The sequence below is a fragment of the Pseudomonas fluorescens genome (assembly GCF_902497775.2).
In the GTDB taxonomy this organism is placed as follows: Bacteria; Pseudomonadota; Gammaproteobacteria; order Pseudomonadales; family Pseudomonadaceae; genus Aquipseudomonas; species Aquipseudomonas putida_F.
In genome coordinates this window covers 112,069-125,880 of sequence record NZ_OZ024668.1, presented here as the reverse complement: position 1 = coordinate 125,880, position 13,812 = coordinate 112,069, and the positions used below count along the sequence as shown (strand labels likewise).

Annotated in this window: 12 protein-coding genes; 8 read left to right on the top strand and 4 right to left on the bottom strand. The window is 63.1% G+C overall.

Annotated features, from left to right (window positions below):
• The first annotated feature begins 49 nt into the window (after positions 1-49).
• Both F8N82_RS00655 and F8N82_RS00650 read left to right on the top strand, forming a co-directional pair.
• Complete coding sequence (locus F8N82_RS00655) at positions 50-1,780, top strand: C13 family peptidase (protein WP_038998574.1); 1,731 nt, start codon at positions 50-52, stop codon at positions 1,778-1,780.
• Between the two features lie 26 nt (positions 1,781-1,806).
• A complete protein-coding gene (locus F8N82_RS00650) occupies positions 1,807-2,448 on the top strand; it encodes an oxidoreductase (RefSeq protein ID WP_038998573.1) in 642 nt (213 codons plus the stop codon).
• 71 nt (positions 2,449-2,519) lie between these two features.
• On the opposite strand, the gene F8N82_RS00645 is transcribed toward F8N82_RS00650, so the two are convergent.
• The 4 genes from F8N82_RS00645 to F8N82_RS00630 all read right to left on the bottom strand — a co-directional run bounded on the left by F8N82_RS00645 (position 2,520) and on the right by F8N82_RS00630 (position 6,765).
• A complete protein-coding gene (locus F8N82_RS00645) occupies positions 2,520-2,807 on the bottom strand; it encodes a YceK/YidQ family lipoprotein (protein WP_038998572.1) in 288 nt (95 codons plus the stop codon).
• Entirely contained in the window at positions 2,804-3,433 is a 630-nt protein-coding gene (ubiX, locus tag F8N82_RS00640; RefSeq protein ID WP_038998571.1) for a flavin prenyltransferase UbiX, read from the bottom strand. Before ubiX ends, F8N82_RS00645 begins: the two co-directional genes overlap by 4 nt.
• On the bottom strand, positions 3,430-4,779 hold the full coding sequence (gene mpl / locus F8N82_RS00635; RefSeq protein ID WP_038998570.1) for a UDP-N-acetylmuramate:L-alanyl-gamma-D-glutamyl-meso-diaminopimelate ligase: 1,350 nt from the start codon (positions 4,777-4,779) through the stop codon (positions 3,430-3,432). Before mpl ends, ubiX begins: the two co-directional genes overlap by 4 nt.
• Positions 4,780-4,845: 66 nt before the next feature.
• Positions 4,846-6,765: a sigma-54-dependent Fis family transcriptional regulator gene (locus tag F8N82_RS00630; RefSeq protein WP_038998569.1), complete on the bottom strand. Its 1,920-nt coding sequence runs from the start codon at positions 6,763-6,765 to the stop codon at positions 4,846-4,848.
• A gap of 266 nt (positions 6,766-7,031) precedes the next feature.
• Between F8N82_RS00630 and exaC the strand changes: the two genes are divergently transcribed.
• From exaC to F8N82_RS00600, 6 genes are all read left to right on the top strand, one after another.
• Positions 7,032-8,552 (top strand): acetaldehyde dehydrogenase ExaC, encoded by a 1,521-nt coding sequence (exaC, locus tag F8N82_RS00625; RefSeq protein WP_038998568.1) that lies wholly within the window; start codon positions 7,032-7,034, stop codon positions 8,550-8,552.
• 111 nt (positions 8,553-8,663) lie between these two features.
• A complete protein-coding gene (gene eat, locus F8N82_RS00620) occupies positions 8,664-10,112 on the top strand; it encodes an ethanolamine permease (protein WP_038998567.1) in 1,449 nt (482 codons plus the stop codon).
• 51 nt (positions 10,113-10,163) lie between these two features.
• The gene (locus tag F8N82_RS00615; protein WP_038998566.1) at positions 10,164-11,558 is read left to right on the top strand and encodes an ethanolamine ammonia-lyase subunit EutB; all 1,395 of its coding nucleotides are present in this window, start codon (positions 10,164-10,166) and stop codon (positions 11,556-11,558) included.
• A gap of 11 nt (positions 11,559-11,569) precedes the next feature.
• Positions 11,570-12,394 carry an ethanolamine ammonia-lyase subunit EutC gene (gene eutC / locus F8N82_RS00610; RefSeq protein ID WP_038998565.1) on the top strand — a complete coding sequence of 275 codons (825 nt, stop codon included), beginning with the start codon at positions 11,570-11,572 and terminating at the stop codon, positions 12,392-12,394.
• A gap of 94 nt (positions 12,395-12,488) precedes the next feature.
• The gene (locus F8N82_RS00605) at positions 12,489-12,947 is read left to right on the top strand and encodes a GNAT family N-acetyltransferase (RefSeq protein WP_038998564.1); all 459 of its coding nucleotides are present in this window, start codon (positions 12,489-12,491) and stop codon (positions 12,945-12,947) included.
• A 210-nt stretch (positions 12,948-13,157) separates the two neighbouring features.
• Complete coding sequence (locus tag F8N82_RS00600; protein WP_038998563.1) at positions 13,158-13,808, top strand: DedA family protein; 651 nt, start codon at positions 13,158-13,160, stop codon at positions 13,806-13,808.
• Positions 13,809-13,812 lie beyond the last annotated feature (4 nt).

Here is a 13,812-nt window from a genome sequence, read left to right as displayed (position 1 = left end):
CCGCCGCATTCTGCGGCATACTCGGGGCCTCACTCGTCCGGACCCCGCCATGCGCCCACTCGTTCCTCTTGCCCTGACCCTGCTATTGGCCGCTTGCGGTGATGGCGAACCGTTGTCGCCCCCTGATGCGCGCCTGCCCGATGGCGGCCGCTATCGTGGCGAAGTGGTCGATGGACTGTTGCAAGGTGCCGGGCGTATCGACTACCCCAATGGCAGCTGGTACCAGGGCAACTTCCTCAATGGCCAGTGGCAGGGTCAGGGCGAGTGGCACGGCAGCAATGGCGAGGTTTACCGCGGCCAGTTCCAGCAGGGCCTGTTCCACGGCCTGGGCACCCTGAAGACGCCAGGCAGCAGCTACACCGGCGGCTTCAAGCTGGGTCGGCGCGATGGCGAAGGCACCTTGAAAGAGCCCGGCCTGCTCTACCGCGGCCAATTCAAGGACGACCAGTACAACGGCGCCGGCCATCTCGAACTAGCTGACGGCAGCCAGTACCAGGGCCTGTTCACCCGAGGCAAACCCAATGGCGAAGGCATTCGCAGCGATGCCAGCGGCAACCAGTTCAGCGGCCATTTCGTCAACGGCCAGCTTGAAGGCAGTGGCACATTCAATAGCGCCGAGGGCGATCAATACATCGGCGCCTTTCACGACAACCGCCTGGAAGGTCGCGGCCGCTACGAAAACGCTGACGGCGACGTGTGGATCGGCCAGTTCAAGGATGGCTCGCTCAGCGGCAAGGGCGAGCTGATCGGCAGTGACGGCAGCCACTACAAGGGCAACTTTCGTGACTGGCGCTTTTCCGGTAACGGCCGCCTGCAGTTGCCGGATGGCAGCGTCTATGTCGGCGGCTTCGAAAACGACACCTACCAGGGCAATGGCCGCCTGACCCTGGTCGACGGGCGCAGTGAGAGCGGCCTGTGGCTCAGCGGCCAGCGCGTGCGCGACGAGCACGGCAAGCTGTTGCCCGACCCGCTGGAACTGGCCCTGCTCAACCAGGGCAACCTGCTCGACCAGGCGCTGGCCAAGGTGCCAGCCTCGACCCCGGAAATCGAACTCTACAGCCTGGCCCTTGGCGGCGATGGCAAGCAGAGCGTGTTCCTGCGCGAAGCCGATTATGTCAGCAACATGCTCAAGAGCCGCTTTGGTGCGGTGGGCCAGATCAACCTGGTCAACCACCGCGACCACCTCGCCGACCGGCCCATGGCCACCCGCGAGAACCTCGCCCGCGCGGTGCGCACTCTGGCAGAGCGCAGCGGCCCGGAAGACCTGGTGTTCATCTACCTGACCAGCCACGGCAGCCACGAGCATGAACTGGTCCTCGACCAGCCGCGCCTGCAGCTGGCTGATCTGCCCGCCGATGCCCTGGCCACAACCCTCGCGCCACTGAAAGACCGCGACAAGATTATTGTCATCTCGGCCTGCTATTCCGGCGGCTATATCGCCCCGCTCAAGGACGACAGGACCTTGATCATGACCGCCTCGCGTGCCGACCGTGTGTCGTTCGGCTGCTCGGAAGAAGCCGATTTCACCTATTTCGGTGATGCCTTGTTCGCCCAGGCCCTGAACCAGACCGATGATCTGCAACAGGCATTCGCCCGAGCCACGGCCGCCGTCGCCGAACGCGAGTCGATTGAAGGCTTTGACGCCTCCGAGCCGCAGATCTGGGCGCCCAAAGCAGTCTTAGAGCACTGGAAGCGACTGCGCCAGCAGCAAGCACGCAAGGCGTTGCAAAGTGCTGAGGGCCAATCAAGTGAACATGCAAAAAATGCGAGCAACCACTAAGCTGACTGTATCAAGGGAGAGACATCATGTACTTGACGCCTCAGCACATCCTGCTTGCCGGAGCCACCGGTCTTACCGGTGAACATTTACTTGATCGGCTGCTCAACGAGCCTACCGTCAGCCGCGTATTGGCCCCAACCCGTCGCCCTCTGGCCGAACACCCGCACCTGGAAAACCCGGTGGGTGACCCGGCGGTATTCCTCCCGCAACTGGCGGGTCGTGTCGATATCGCCTTCTGCTGCCTGGGCACCACCATCAAGCAGGCCGGATCGGAGCCGGCCTTTCGCGCCGTCGACCTGGACATGGTCGTCGCCTTCGGCAAACGCGCCCGGGAAATGGGCGCACGGCATCTGCTGGTGGTCAGCGCCCTGGGCGCCGACCGCAGATCGCCGATCTTCTACAACCGGGTCAAAGGTGAAATGGAGGCTGCATTGAAGGCCCAGGACTGGCCGCAATTGACCATTGCCCGGCCGTCGTTACTGCTGGGCGATCGCGTCGAACCGCGGCTGTCGGAGAGGCTGGCCGGGCCGCTGTCGAAGTTGATTCCGGGCAAGTATCGGGGGATCGAGGCGTGCCAGCTGGCGCGGGCGCTGTGGCGTCTGGCGCTGGAAGAGCAGGACGGGATTCGGATCGTCGAGTCGGATGAACTGCGCAGGTTGGGCAGATAACAATCGCGGGGCAAGCCCGCTCCCACAGTCCACTGCGTGGGAGCGGGCTTGCCCCGCGATGGGTCCAGTCGCTACAACCCGCCAGTCGCCTGAAACCCAACCCCCAACGCGGTCAACACCGACAACGGTAGCAACAAGGTATCGAGCAAGGCACTGCCCGGCAGGTCCCAGCCAGGATACTTCGGTGCCTGCGCCCCAAAGCGATCCATGGCGCAACAGCCACCCTGCATGGCATACAAATCAAGGCGCGTACCTGCGTAAACCACCGGCGCCCCCGGCTTGGCCGCATCCAGGGTACGTACACTGGCACAACCGCTAGCGATCAAGCACAGCACCATCACGCCAAGCAGTCGCTTCATTCATCGGCGCCGAAATGATGCTCGCCCCAACGCGGCAGCATGTCCTGGGGGATATCCAGCAGGTTGAGAATCCGTGCGACGACGAAGTCGATCAGGTCATCGATGGTCTGCGGCTGATGATAGAACCCCGGCGCCGCCGGCAGGATCACCGCACCCATGTTCGACAGCTTGAGCATGTTTTCCAGGTGAATGGTCGAGAACGGCGCTTCGCGCGGTACCAGGATCAACTGCCGACGCTCCTTCAAGGTAACGTCCGCAGCCCGCTCGATCAGGTTGTTGCAGGCGCCGGTGGCGATCGCCGACAAGGTGCCGGTAGAGCACGGCACCACCACCATCGCCGCCGGCGCGCCCGATCCCGAGGCCACTGGCGACATCCAGTCTTCTTTGCCATACACACGAATCTGCCCGGCCGCAGCGCCGGTGTACTCAGTGAGGAAGGCTTGCATGGCTTGCGGTTTGGCCGGCAGCAACACATCAGTCTCGGTGGCCATTACCAGTTGCGCGGCCTTGGAGATCAGAAAATGCACCTCGCGGTCTTCGCGCACCAGGCAATCGAGCAGGCGCAGCCCGTACTGCGCCCCCGAAGCCCCGGTCATGGCCAGGGTAATGCGTTGCGGCCCGCTCATTTCAGCGCCTCGGCCAGCTTGCCGTGCAGCCCGCCAAAGCCGCCGTTGCTCATGATCACCACCTGGGTGCCGGGCTTGGCCTGGCTCTTGACCCGTTCGATGATCGCTTCAAGGCTGTCTGCGACCACAGCAGGTACCTTGCACTCGGCCGCCGTGGCGGCCAGGTCCCAGCCCAGGTTCGGCGGGGCGTACCAGATCACCTGGTCGGCATCGTTGACGCTCTCGGGCAGGCCATCGCGGTGGGCACCGAGTTTCATCGAGTTGGAGCGCGGCTCGATCACGGCGATCAGCGGCGCATCGCCAATACGCTTGCGCAGGCCGTCGAGGGTGGTGGCGATGGCAGTCGGGTGGTGAGCGAAATCGTCATAGATGGTCACGCCCTGTACTTCAGCGACCTTTTCCATCCGGCGTTTGACGCTCTTGAACGCGCTCAGTGCCGCGATGCCCATGGCCGGCACCACGCCGACATGGCGCGCGGCTGCCAGGGTGGCCAAGGCGTTGGCGACGTTGTGCTGACCGGTCAGCTCCCACTCGACCACGCCCTGGGTTTCGCCTTCGAAGCTGACTTCGAAACGCGAACCATCGGCGCTGAGCAGCTTGACCTGCCACTGCCCGCCTTCACCAGTGGTTTGCACCGGCGTCCAGCAACCCATCTTGATCACCCGCTCCAGCGCTGGCTCGGTGGTTGGATGAATCACCAGGCCTTCGCTTGGAATGGTCCGCACCAAGTGATGGAACTGCCGCTCGATCGCGGCCAGGTCTGGGAAGATATCCGCATGATCGAACTCAAGGTTATTGAGGATCGCGGTGCGAGGGCGGTAATGAACGAACTTCGAGCGCTTGTCGAAGAAGGCGCTGTCGTATTCGTCGGCCTCGACCACGAAGAACGGCGTGCCGCCCAGACGTGCCGACACCGAAAAATTCTGCGGCACGCCGCCGATCAAAAAGCCCGGGCTCATGCCCCCGTGCTCCAGCACCCAGGCGAGCATGCTGCTGGTGGTGGTCTTGCCATGGGTACCGGCAACCGCCAGCACCCAGCGGCCCTGCAGCACATGGTCGGCCAGCCACTGCGGGCCCGACACATAGGGCAGGCCCTTGTTCAGTAAGTACTCCACTGCCGGGTTGCCCCGCGACAGGGCGTTGCCGATCACCACCAGGTCGGGTGCCGGTTCCAGCTGGGCGGCGTCATAGCCCTGGGTCAGCTCGATGCCCTGGGCCTCGAGCTGGGTGCTCATCGGTGGGTAGACGTTGGCATCGGAGCCAGTGACGCGATGGCCAAGCTCTTTGGCCAGCACCGCCAGCGAACCCATGAAAGTGCCGCAAATACCGAGAATATGAATGTGCATGATCGACCTCGCAAAACGTCGAGGCAGGGTAGCCTAGGGCGCGAAAAATCGCATCCTGTGTTTCGCTCAGGCGTCCCGGGCGATGCCGTGTTTGCGAAGTTTTCGATACAAGGTATTGCGGCTGACCCCCAACTGCGCCGCGACATGGGTCATGTGCCAGCGGTGTTGCTCGAGTACCGTCAGCAAGGCGTTGCGCTCGGCGCTGTCCAGCGGCGGCGCGGGGTTATCCACAGGCGGATTGTTTTTGCCAAGTAGCGGTGCCTGGCGCACCACCGCCGGCAAGTCGGCAAACTCGATGCGCCCGTCTTCGCACAGGGCCACCAGGGTGCGCATCACGTTGCGCAACTGGCGCACGTTGCCTGGCCAGGCAAAGTCGAGCAACGCCCGGCGCGCCGCAGGCTCCAGGCTCACCGCTTGCTCGCCGGCCTCTTCAGCCAGGATGAAATCGAGCAACTGGGATTTGTCGCTGCGCTCGCGCAAGGCCGGCAGGTCGATCTCAAGGCCATTGAGGCGGTAATAAAGGTCTTCGCGGAAGCTGCCATCCTCGACCCGCTCCAGCAGGTTGCGGTGGCTGGCGCTGATAATGCGGACGTTGACCGCCTGCGGCTCGCCACCGATGGGCACAACCATGCGGTCTTCCAGCACGCGGAGCAAACGGGTCTGCAGGGCCAGCGGCATGTCGCCGATTTCGTCGAGCAACAGCGTGCCGCCATCGGCCTGCTGCAACTTGCCACGCATGCCTTCCTTTCGCGCGCCGGTAAAGCTGCCGCCGCGATAACCAAACAACTCGCTCTCGATCAGGCTCTCGGGGATCGATGCACAGTTGAGGGCGACAAACGCTTTGCCGTTGCGCTGACTGGCCTGGTGCACGGCTTTGGCGAAGGCCTCCTTGCCGCAGCCAGTCTCGCCCCTGAGCAGCAACGGCACATCACGCTCGAATACGCGTACGGCGCGGCGAAAATCGTTCTGCAGGGCCGGATCGACCAGACAGATACCCCCGGGCTGCGCGATTTTGACCGGAGCAATAACAGGCGCCACCGCTGGCACCGAACGCACCTGACCACGCAAACTGGCGAACAACAAGCGTCCATCGCGGGTACGCAGCGGCCAGGTGGCGCTGGCCTGGGCCGTGGCGCGGCCGAACAGCTCGCTTTGGGCGCAATCGAAAAACATGTCCACAGGCTTGCCGAGCACGCCGCCACGGATGGTGCCCAGCAGGTTCAAGGCACTCTGGTTGACCGCGCAGACCCGCCCGTCGCCATCAAAGGCCAACAAGCCCTCACTGAACAGCCCGACCGATTCGGCCTGCAGGTGGAAACGCAGCAGGTACTGGTTCTCGAAATAACGCAGGAAATAACAGCTCTCGATCATCTTCGCCGAGAGGTTGACCAGCGCCATGGTGTGGAACTGGCTCTGGCGCGAGACATCAGCGCGAGCAGACGACACATCGAGCACCGCCAGCAGTTCACCGTGTGGATCGAACACCGGGCTGGCCGAGCAGGTCAGCCCGGTATGCCGGCCACGAAAGTGTTCATCCTGATGAATAGTGACTGCCTGACGTTCGACCAGGCAGGTACCGATGCCGTTGGTGCCTTCGCGCGCCTCGCTCCAGTCGGCACCCAGCCACAGCCCGGCACGCTCGAAGATGCGCCGCTCGGTAGGCGCGGTGACGCAATTGAGGATCACCCCGCGAGCGTCGGTGAGCAATACCGCATGACCGGCGCCGGAAAGCTGCTGGTGCAGGCTGTTCATCTCGTTGCCGGCGATCTGCAACACCTGCTGCAAGCGCTCACGGCTTTCCAGCACCCGGCCGTGTTCGAGCACGGTCGGGGCCATGCTCTGGGCCGGGTCCAGGTGATAGTCCTCAAGGCAACGCAGCCAGGAACGGGCGATCGATGGATCGCTGCCAGGGCCCTGTACCAGGGCCTTGCCCTGAGTCACGGTGAGTACTTGCCGGGCGTGCCGGCTGAGGTGATTGCTCTGCACTTTTTATTGTTCTCCGCAGACGAGATAGGCCCAGCATCCTCCACCCGTCGGCGCAATGCAATGCTGGCTTGACCGCCGGGTCACGCCTTGTGTCAACAACGGTACAAAGTGTCACCCAGGCTGTACCGGAGCCGCTACAGCCCCTCTCCTGAGCCCCCGCCAAACCCTGGCAAGCCCTTGATTTAACTGGGCCCGCCCACACTGGCCCAACCCTTGCTCTATGCTTTACATCCTCCCCAACAAGCACAATAGCCAGGAGACACACCATGCGTTACGCACATCCCGGTACCGAAGGCGCCAAGGTTTCCTTCAAGAGCCGTTACGGGAACTACATCGGTGGCGAGTTCGTCGCTCCAGTCAAAGGCCAGTACTTCGAAAACACCTCGCCGGTGAACGGCCAACTGATCGCCGAATTCCCGCGCTCGACTGCCGAAGACATCGAAAAAGCCCTGGATGCCGCCCACGCCGCCGCTGATGCCTGGGGCACGACGTCGGTGCAGGCACGCTCGCTGATCCTGCTGAAAATTGCCGACCGTATCGAACAGAACCTCGAACTGCTGGCCATCACCGAAACCTGGGACAACGGCAAGGCCGTCCGCGAAACCCTCAACGCCGACATCCCGCTGGCAGCCGACCACTTCCGCTACTTCGCCGGCTGCCTGCGCGCCCAGGAAGGCAGCGCCGCTGAGATCGACGGCAACACCGTGGCCTATCACATCCATGAACCGCTGGGCGTGGTCGGGCAGATCATCCCGTGGAACTTCCCGATCCTGATGGCCGCCTGGAAACTCGCCCCGGCCCTGGCCGCCGGCAACTGCGTGGTGCTCAAGCCCGCCGAGCAAACCCCGCTGGGCATCACCGTGCTGCTGGAAGTGATCGGCGACCTGCTACCCCCTGGCGTGCTCAACGTGGTGCAAGGCTACGGCCGCGAAGCCGGTGAGGCCCTGGCCACCAGCAAGCGCATCGCCAAGATCGCCTTCACCGGTTCCACCCCGGTCGGCTCGCACATCATGAAATGCGCCGCCGAGAACATCATTCCGTCCACCGTCGAGCTGGGCGGCAAGTCGCCGAACATCTTCTTCGAAGACATCATGCAGGCCGAGCAGAGCTTCATCGAAAAAGCCGCCGAAGGCCTGGTGCTGGCGTTCTTCAACCAGGGTGAAGTGTGCACCTGCCCGTCCCGCGCCCTGGTGCAGGAGTCGATCTACCCGGCGTTCATGCAGGAGGTGATGAAGAAGATCAAGCAGATCAAGCGCGGCGACCCGCTGGACACCGACACCATGGTCGGCGCCCAGGCCTCCGAGCAACAGTTCGACAAGATCCTTTCGTACCTGGAAATCGCCGAGAAGGAAGGCGCCGAGCTGCTGACCGGCGGCAAGGTGGAAAAACTCGAAGGCAGCCTGTCGACCGGTTACTACATCCAGCCGACCCTGCTCAAGGGCACCAACAAGATGCGCGTATTCCAGGAAGAAATCTTCGGACCGGTGGTGAGCATCACCACCTTCAAGGACGAAGCCGAAGCCCTGGCGATTGCCAACGACACCGAGTTCGGCCTCGGTGCTGGGGTCTGGACCCGCGACATCAACCGCGCCTACCGCATGGGCCGCGGTATCAAGGCCGGTCGCGTCTGGACCAACTGCTACCACCTGTACCCGGCCCACGCCGCGTTCGGGGGCTACAAGAAGTCCGGCGTCGGCCGTGAAACCCACAAGATGATGCTCGATCACTACCAGCAGACCAAAAACCTGCTGGTCAGCTACGACATCAACCCGCTGGGCTTCTTCTAAACGAGCAACAGGGCGGCTCTGACCCCGGGGCCGCTCTGGCTCGCTTCCTGCAAGACCATCACCAGACAAACCGGCACCCGCCGGTATTGATAAAAAGAACAGGTGAACCCTATGCCAAGCGATCATACCGGCAGCGCGCCGGCAGGCTCTTCTGTCGACTTCGAAAAGGTCGGCTCCGACTACTTCCAACAACGTGAACTGAAAAAGGGCGCCGCCGGCTGGGTATTGCTGGTGGGCCTGGGCGTCGCCTACGTGATTTCCGGCGACTATGCCGGCTGGAACTTCGGCCTGGCCCAGGGCGGCTGGGGCGGCATGTTCCTCGCCACCTTGCTGATGGCGACCATGTACCTGTGCATGTGCTTCTCGCTGGCGGAGCTGTCGTCGATGATCCCTACCGCCGGTGGCGGCTACGGCTTTGCCCGTAGCGCGTTCGGGCCCTGGGGCGGGTTTCTCACCGGCACGGCAATCCTCATCGAGTACGCGATTGCTCCGGCGGCCATTGCCGTGTTCATCGGCGCCTATTGCCAGTCGCTGTTCGGCATCGGCGGCTGGATAATCTACCTGGCCTTCTACATCATATTCATCGGCATCCACATCTTTGGCGTCGGTGAAGCACTCAAGCTGATGTTCATCATCACCGCCGTGGCCGCCATTGCCCTGGGTGTGTTCCTGGTGGCGATGGTGCCGCACTTCGACGTCAACAACCTGTTCGACATCGCCCAGACCGACGCCGTCGGCGCCAGCAGCTTCCTGCCGTTTGGCTATGTCGGGGTGTGGGCGGCGATCCCTTACGCCATCTGGTTCTTCCTCGCGGTCGAAGGCGTCCCGCTAGCTGCCGAAGAAACCAAGAACCCCAAACGCGACCTGCCCCGCGGCCTGATCGGCGCCATGCTGGTGCTGCTGGCCTTCGCCCTGCTGATCCTGGTGGTCGGCCCTGGCGGCGCCGGGGCCGAAGCACTGAAAGCGTCGGGCAACCCGCTGGTTGAAGCACTGTCGAAAGCCTACGGCGGTTCGACCTGGATGGGTGGCTTCGTCAACCTGGTGGGCCTGGCCGGCCTGATCGCCAGCTTTTTCTCGATCATCTACGCCTATTCGCGGCAGATCTTTGCCTTGTCCCGTGCCGGCTACCTGCCACGCAAGCTGTCAGAGACCAACAAGAGCAAGGCGCCAGTACTGGCCCTGGTGATCCCCGGCATTATCGGTTTCGGCCTGTCGCTGACCGGCCAGGGCGACCTGCTGATCCTGGTCGCGGTGTTCGGCGCTACGCTGTCTTATGTACTGATGATGGCCGCGCACATCACCCTGCGCATCCGCCGGCCGAAAATGGAACGGCCGTATCGCACCCCCGGCGGCATCTTCACCTCAGGCGTGGCCCTGGTGCTGGCCTGCATCGCGGTCGTGGCGGGCTTTTTGGTCGACCCACGGGTAGTGATTGGCGCTGCAGTGATTTATGCGGTATTGATTGCCTACTTTGCTTTCTACAGCCGGCACCACCTGGTCGCCGGGACCCCGGAAGAAGAATTCGCCGCGATCCAGAAGGCCGAAGAGGCCCTGCACTGATCAACGCCACCTACGCCGCAGGCCAGCCCTGCGGCGTTCTGGAGATTCTGTATGGCAAGTTTTGTTCACACGGCCGGCAACCAGACCTACCGTTTCGACAGCCTCAAGGAAGTCATGGCAAAGGCCAGCCCGGCGCGCTCGGGTGACTTCCTCGCTGGCGTCGCCGCCAGCAATGACGGCGAACGGGTAGCGGCGCAGATGGCCCTGGCCGACATCCCGCTCAAGCACTTCTTGAGCGAAGCGCTGATCCCGTACGAAGACGATGAAGTCACCCGACTGATCATCGACACCCACGATGCCAACGCCTTTGCCGCCGTCAGCCACCTGACCGTGGGGGGTTTGCGCGACTGGCTGCTCAGCGAAGCGGCCGATGAAGACAGCCTGCGCGCCCTGGCCCCGGGCCTGACCCCGGAAATGGCCGCGGCCGTTTCGAAGATCATGCGCGTACAGGACCTGGTGCTAGTGGCGCAGAAAATCCGCGTGGTCACCCGTTTTCGCGGCACCATGGGCCTGCGCGGGCGCCTGTCGACCCGCCTGCAACCCAACCACCCCACCGACGAGCCGGCCGGCATTGCCGCGAGCATTCTCGACGGCCTGCTGTACGGCAATGGCGACGCGATGATCGGCATCAACCCGGCTACCGACAGCATCGCCTCGATCTGCGCCCTGCTGGAGATGCTCGACGCCATCATCCAGCGCTACGACATCCCCACCCAGGCTTGCGTGCTGACTCACGTGACCACGTCGATCGAAGCGATCAACCGCGGCGTGCCGCTGGACCTGGTATTTCAGTCGATTGCCGGCACCGAGGCGGCCAACGCCAGCTTCGGCATCAATCTCAACGTGCTCAAGGAGGGTTACGACGCCGGCCTGAGCCTCAATCGCGGCACCCTCGGGCAGAACCTGATGTACTTCGAGACCGGCCAGGGCAGCGCCCTGTCGGCCAACGCCCACCATGGCGTCGACCAGCAGACCTGCGAAACCCGCGCCTACGCCGTGGCTCGCCACTTCAAGCCGTTTCTGGTCAACACCGTGGTCGGCTTCATCGGCCCGGAATACCTCTACAACGGCAAGCAGATCATCCGCGCCGGGCTTGAGGACCACTTCTGCGGCAAGCTGCTCGGCGTGCCCATGGGTTGCGACATCTGCTACACCAACCATGCCGAAGCCGACCAGGACGACATGGACATGCTCCTGACCCTGCTGGGTGTGGCCGGGATCAACTTCATCATGGGCATCCCCGGCTCCGACGACATCATGCTCAACTACCAGACCACTTCATTCCACGATGCGCTCTACGCCCGCCAGACCCTGGGCCTGAAGCCTGCACCGGAGTTCGAGGGCTGGCTGGCGCGCATGGGCATCTTCACCCAGGCCGACGGCCGGGTGCGTTTCGGTGACAACCTGCCACCGGCCTTCCGCCAGGCCCTGGCACAACTGGGATAAGCGAGTCGACTATGGCCAACACCCCACAACACGACAACAGCGCCAATCCCTGGCTGGAACTGCGCCGCCTGACCCCGGCGCGCATCGCCCTGGGCCGTACTGGCACCAGCCTGCCGACCGGCGCCCAGCTTGACTTCCAATTTGCCCACGCCCAGGCCCGCGACGCCGTGCACCTGGCCTTCGACCATGCCGGCCTGCGCGAGCAATTGAGCGAGCGCGGGCGTGACAGCCTGCTGCTGCACAGCGCCGCCGCCGATCGCCACAGTTATCTGCAGCGCCCCGATCTGGGGCGCCGCCTGCACGAAGATTCAGCACAACGGCTGCGCGAGCATGCCCAGGCCAACCCCGGCGGCGTTGACTTGGCCATCGTCGTTGCCGACGGCTTGTCGGCCCTGGCCGTGCATCGTCATACCCTACCGTTTCTCGCCCGCCTGGAAGAACAGAGCGCCGCCGACGGCTGGTCGACAGCACCGGTGGTATTGGTGGAACAAGGCCGGGTGGCGGTGGCCGACGAGGTGGGCGAGCTGCTCGGGGCGAAAATGACCGTGATTCTCATCGGCGAACGCCCGGGCCTGAGCTCGCCGGACAGCCTCGGGCTGTACTTCACCTACAACCCCAAGGTTGGCCTCACCGACGCCTACCGCAACTGCATCTCCAACGTGCGCCTGGAAGGCCTGAGCTACGGCATGGCCGCCCATCGCCTGTTGTACCTGATGCGCGAGGCTTGCCGACGACAGCTGTCTGGGGTCAATCTGAAGGACGAAGCCCAGGTGCAAACCCTTGAGTCAGACACTGATGCACCGAAAAGCGGAAATTTCCTGCTGAGTAAACCTTGAGATCGTAGATTGCGCTTTCTAATTGCTTTCAGGCAGCATCGGCCAAGGCTGCCGGCGATTCGCCGCAAACTCCCATGGAACCTGAGGCCTGCTTATGCGAATCATCAAAGCAACCCTGGAACATCTGGACCTGCTTGCCCCGCTGTTCGTCAAATATCGCGAATTCTACGGCCAGTTGCCTTACCCGGACTCCTCACGCTCGTTCCTGGAAAAACGCCTGGAGCGTGGCGAATCGATCATCTACCTGGCCCTGCCGGACGATGACGACAGCAAGCTGATGGGTTTTTGCCAGCTCTACCCGAGCTTCTCGTCGCTGTCGCTCAAGCGCGTGTGGATCCTCAACGACATCTATGTCGCCGAAGACTCCCGGCGCATGCTGGTGGCCGACCACCTGATGCGCGAAGCCAAGAAGCTGGCCAAGGAGACCAACGCCGTACGCATGCGGGTATCTACCAGCAGCGACAACGAAGTGGCGATGAAAACCTACGAATCCATCGGCTTTCGCGAAGACACCGAGTTCAAAAGCTACATCCTGCCGATCAACTCGGACTGAGCCGAACGCAACGGCAGGCGCAACGCCTGCCGTTGACACCCATTCGACATCCGCCGCTACAAACTGCGCAGGCACAATCTGTTCGTAGCCGTATAATGCGCCTCTTCATTGTGTGTGAAACTTTACCCATCTTCCGGGTAGCGACCGTCCGCATTCGCACTGCCAGCCATCGCAAGCCCGTCGCTCGGGTCAAGAACACAGGTGCTGTACATGGATTTCAACCCGCTGGACCTTATTCTGCATCTCGACGCCTACCTGGACCTGTTGGTCAACAACTACGGCCCGTGGATCTACGCGATCCTGTTTCTGGTGATCTTCTGCGAGACTGGTCTGGTGGTCATGCCCTTCCTGCCGGGTGATTCCCTGCTGTTCATCGCCGGCGCCGTCGCTGCGGGCGGCGGCATGGACCCGGTACTGCTCGGCGGCCTGCTCATGGCCGCGGCCATTCTCGGCGACAGCACCAACTACGTGATTGGCCGAACAGCAGGCGAACGCTTGTTCCGCAACCCCAATTCGAAGATCTTCCGCCGCGACTATCTGCAGCAAACCCACGATTTTTACGAACGCCATGGTGGCAAGACCGTGACCCTGGCGCGCTTCCTGCCGATCCTGCGCACTTTCGCGCCGTTCGTCGCCGGCATCGCCAAAATGCATTACCCGCGTTTTCTCGGTTTCAGTGTCGCCGGCACCGTGCTCTGGGTCGGCGGCCTGGTTACCCTGGGTTACTTCTTCGGCAACGTGCCGTTCATCAAGCAGAACCTGTCGCTGATGATCGTCGCCATCATCCTGTTGTCGCTGGTACCGATGATCATCGGCATCGTGCGCAGCCGCATGGGCCGCAACGAAGCCAAGGTTCACTAAGCCC

Excerpts from the sequence above, each read along its gene's own strand:
- F8N82_RS00655 (WP_038998574.1), top strand. The coding sequence starts at position 50 with ATGCGCCCACTCGTTCCTCTTGCCCTGACCCTGCTATTGGCCGCTTGC.
- F8N82_RS00650 (WP_038998573.1), top strand. The coding sequence starts at position 1,807 with ATGTACTTGACGCCTCAGCACATCCTGCTTGCCGGAGCCACCGGTCTT.
- F8N82_RS00645 (WP_038998572.1), bottom strand. The coding sequence starts at position 2,807 with ATGAAGCGACTGCTTGGCGTGATGGTGCTGTGCTTGATCGCTAGCGGT.
- ubiX (WP_038998571.1), bottom strand. The coding sequence starts at position 3,433 with ATGAGCGGGCCGCAACGCATTACCCTGGCCATGACCGGGGCTTCGGGG.
- mpl (WP_038998570.1), bottom strand. The coding sequence starts at position 4,779 with ATGCACATTCATATTCTCGGTATTTGCGGCACTTTCATGGGTTCGCTG.
- exaC (WP_038998568.1), top strand. The coding sequence starts at position 7,032 with ATGCGTTACGCACATCCCGGTACCGAAGGCGCCAAGGTTTCCTTCAAG.
- eat (WP_038998567.1), top strand. The coding sequence starts at position 8,664 with ATGCCAAGCGATCATACCGGCAGCGCGCCGGCAGGCTCTTCTGTCGAC.
- F8N82_RS00615 (WP_038998566.1), top strand. The coding sequence starts at position 10,164 with ATGGCAAGTTTTGTTCACACGGCCGGCAACCAGACCTACCGTTTCGAC.
- eutC (WP_038998565.1), top strand. The coding sequence starts at position 11,570 with ATGGCCAACACCCCACAACACGACAACAGCGCCAATCCCTGGCTGGAA.
- F8N82_RS00605 (WP_038998564.1), top strand. The coding sequence starts at position 12,489 with ATGCGAATCATCAAAGCAACCCTGGAACATCTGGACCTGCTTGCCCCG.
- F8N82_RS00600 (WP_038998563.1), top strand. The coding sequence starts at position 13,158 with ATGGATTTCAACCCGCTGGACCTTATTCTGCATCTCGACGCCTACCTG.